Origin of the sequence: Coleofasciculus sp., assembly GCF_046539235.1 — a bacterium.
In the GTDB taxonomy this organism is placed as follows: domain Bacteria; phylum Cyanobacteriota; class Cyanobacteriia; order Cyanobacteriales; family Coleofasciculaceae; genus Coleofasciculus.
Genome location: NZ_JBKHHI010000557.1, coordinates 1 through 3,516, shown reverse-complemented (window position 1 = coordinate 3,516; position 3,516 = coordinate 1). Strand labels below are relative to the sequence as shown.

3 protein-coding genes are annotated in these 3,516 nt (G+C 48.7%); 2 read left to right on the top strand and 1 reads right to left on the bottom strand.

Annotation, left to right across the window (positions count from 1 at the left end; translation table 11 throughout):
• Positions 1 to 229 precede the first annotated feature (229 nt).
• The gene (locus tag ACLFWI_RS28460; RefSeq protein ID WP_446406156.1) at positions 230 to 1,114 is read right to left on the bottom strand and encodes an NAD(P)-dependent oxidoreductase; all 885 of its coding nucleotides are present in this window, start codon (positions 1,112 to 1,114) and stop codon (positions 230 to 232) included.
• Between the two features lie 214 nt (positions 1,115 to 1,328).
• On the opposite strand from ACLFWI_RS28460, the gene ACLFWI_RS28455 reads away from it, so the two are divergent.
• Positions 1,329 to 2,825, top strand: coding sequence for a hypothetical protein (locus ACLFWI_RS28455; RefSeq protein ID WP_446415727.1), 1,497 nt, complete (start codon positions 1,329 to 1,331; stop codon positions 2,823 to 2,825).
• 258 nt (positions 2,826 to 3,083) lie between these two features.
• A partial coding sequence (locus ACLFWI_RS28450) for a glycosyltransferase family 2 protein (protein ID WP_446415726.1) occupies positions 3,084 to 3,516 on the top strand: 433 nt, incomplete at its 3' end.

Below are 3,516 nucleotides of genomic sequence, written 5' to 3'. Positions count from 1 at the left end.
AATTTAGTCCCTAAACCCGCCCCTACAGATTCCCTAAACCCGCCCCGACAATTGTCCCTAAACCCGCCTCGACAAATGCTTAACTGTTGTTACATTATGTTCTTCTGCCTTATGGGACTAGTGCAAGAAGGCAGAAATAACTGAACAGCTAATATTTCCCCCAGCTTCCCCAGCTCCCCCAGCTCCTCCACACCTAAAAAGCTGCTCAAGTATTTCCAAGGGCGCTGCACTAGGACTTCCGATAAGCGCGAATCATTGCTTGAGTCCCCTGTTCTCCTCCTTTACCATCATCAAGTTCTTGAACCATCTTAAACAAACGGTCAGCAAGTTCCACTCCTGGCAATTCCTGAGGCGATGAATTTAATGTCTCGGCTACCAATCTTAAATCCTTAAGGATATGCTTAATCATAAAACCCGGTTGGAAATCCGACGCCGCAATTTTCGGTCCTAAATTCGACAGCGCCCAAGAACCAGCCGCCCCCGTACTGCAAACCTCTACAATTAAGTTCGGGTCAATATCCTGCTGCTGCGCCAACTGCATCGCCTCACACAACGCCACCGCATGAACCGCCGCCAAAACCTGGTTACACAGTTTGACCGCCTGACCACTCCCCATCGGTCCACACAGGCGAATCGTTTTACCCAAAACCTCCAACAACGGTTTACTTTCCTGAAAATCCTCAGCATCTCCGCCAACCATAATCGTCAGTGTGCCATTTTTTGCACCAATATCACCCCCAGAAATTGGCGCATCCAAAAAGCGCAAGTTATGCTGTTGCAGTTGAATGCCTATTTCACGCGCTGCCTCTGGACCAATCGTACTGGTATCAATCACCAGCGTACCTGGACGCGCTGATTCGGCAACGCCTCCCGTTCCCAAAAGGACTTCTTTGACATCAGGAACGTCACTCACACAAGAAAAGACGATATCTGCTGATTCGACAGCCTCACGAATCGAAGACACCACTGATACCCCAGCCTGAGCCGCCATCTCCACACCCGGACGGTTAGGGGTTCGATTCCACGCCTTAACCGCGTAACCCTCTCGTGCCAAATTTGCCGCCATAGGTCCGCCCATGACGCCAAGTCCGATAAAGGCAATCTGTTGATTCATATCTGTTGACTCCATTGTCTGTGCTTCTGATAAGTTGCTAGAGGTGTCATGCCTTTGTCATACTAGAATCTCTTGGAAGAAAATTGGGGAGTCTCAGTCTCACGCCAATCATCGAGTTGGTTTGCCAGAAAAGCGACAGTAAATAAGCAATACGGGATAAACCGACGGAATAGAAAATAACTTATAAAAATAACCAGAATACTTTAGAAATACTATGGTAAATCCCAGCGACATTCAAGAGTCCACCCTTCAAGAGCAGCAACTCGCGCATCAGCAGGTTGGGAAAATGGCGTTCGCCTTATCCATTGGCATTGCGCTAATTTATCTGGCATTTCTCAAACCGGGGATTTGGGGCTTTGATGGCAATGACATGCTGGATGTTTCCAAGTCATTAGTCACCGAATTTGATTTTAGCGTGCCGCCCGGTTCCGGAGCCTTAGGTCGCGATGGGCAATATTACTCAATTCGATATCCCTTATTACCGATTATTGCCACACCCTTTGTTGCTGTGGGACTGGTGTTAGGTCACTGGTTCAATATACCGACGAACTATTCCGCGGCGGTTTGTGCCTTAGTTGTATCTGTCTTATTAACCGCTTTAACCACATCGCTGGTGGCTTTGTTGGCATTGCGCTTGGGAAGCAGTCGCACGGGTGCGTACTTAGCCGCCTTATGTTTTGCCTTGGGTACAACAGCCTTGGTCTATTCACGAGAGTTCTTTGCTGAACCCCTCCTCTCTTTTATAACCGCCTCCAGCCTCTATCTCGCCCTGGGAAAAACCAGTCGTGAACATGCGGGTGCGAGTATTCTTTCCGGCTTAGCCTTGACCGCTAAACCTGCGGGTATTGTCATCGGACCGGTGTTGTCCGCCTATCTCCTGCTCAAGCGGTATCCCCTGCGGAATGCTCTAGGTCCCCTACTCGGTACAATTATGGGGTTCATGCTGTTCATGGCTTACAATTACCTGCGGTTTGGTAGTTTACTATCCAGTGGACAAAATGCCTCGAAATTTACCCTGGATGGAATGCTAGAACGATTTATCGGTTTGATCTTGAGTCCCGGCGCCGGAGGGGGGTTAATCTGGTACTGTCCGCCGACAATTCTGGCAATTATTGGATTCCGTAAAGCCCTCAAAACTAAACCCCTAGAAGCCTTAGCCATTGTGGGTATATTCGGTGGGTATTGGCTACTCCATTCTTTTTGGGAATTTGGCGGTTGGAGTTGGGGACCTCGATTTTTAGTTCCCGCACTCCCAGGATTGATGGCGCTAGTCGCACTGATTGGGAAAAAGTGGTGGAATTGGTTAATTGGTTTGACGGTACTCGGGTTCCTCGCCAACGCCCCGACCCTGGTATCGTATTTTCAACGCTACTATGCCGAAGCCTTAGAGGGAGGATATATCAACCGAGCCAGAGCCTTATGGGATTCGCCCAGCTATGCGCCCCTATTTAATGCTTGGGGAGCTGCCTATCGCCAGGTTAGCAGTGCCTTAAGTACAAATATTCGAGATGTCCTGGCGCAAGTTGGAGAACCACCGCCCGGTGACCAAATGACCAGCGCTCAACTGTTACATATTGTGGCAGTGTGGTGGTGGGTATTGCCTGCTGTTGGTATCCCGATTTGGGTGGGCGGACTTTTAGCCGCCCTGTTGATTGGAGCAGGGGTTTGGGTGCTGCGTTGGGGCTGGCTGCAAGCTAGAGCCAAAGCATAAACGAAATAGGTGAAACCAGGCAGAGGGTAGAGGGGTGAGGGGGTGAGGGGGAGATGGGGAGAAGTTTTTATTATGGGTGATTTGCCGGACATCATAGAAAACATTCAATTACAGCTTATCCGAGCAGTATTGAGAGAGGAGAGAGTAGAGAGGGAGGAGGGTTAATGATAGGAAAAGGTTTACCGGAAAATAGCAAATAGTTGACACCAATGAGCGGTATTTTAATCTTGTGAATCACCTGTTTTGGCGATACGTGCAATGAAATTAATCATTCAAATCCCTTGTTACAACGAAGAAGCGACTCTAGGGGTAACGCTGTCCGAACTTCCCCGTCAAGTGCCTGGAGTCGATATAGTAGAGTGGCTAATTATCAATGATGGCAGTCTCGACCAGACGGTTGAAGTTGCCAAAGCCTGTGGCGTTGACCACATTGTTAGCTTTGATCATAATCAGGGTTTAGCCAAGGGGTTTATGGCGGGGATAGAAGCCTGTTTAAAGGCGGGAGCTGATATTATCGTGAATACGGATGCCGATAATCAGTACTGTGCGGCAGATATCCCTAAGCTAATTGAACCTATCTTACAAGGTCAGGCAGAAATTGTCGTGGGTGCCCGACCCATCCAGCAAATTAAGCATTTTTCTCCTGCCAAAAAGTTTTTGCAAAAATTAGGAAGTTGGGTAGTACGAATCG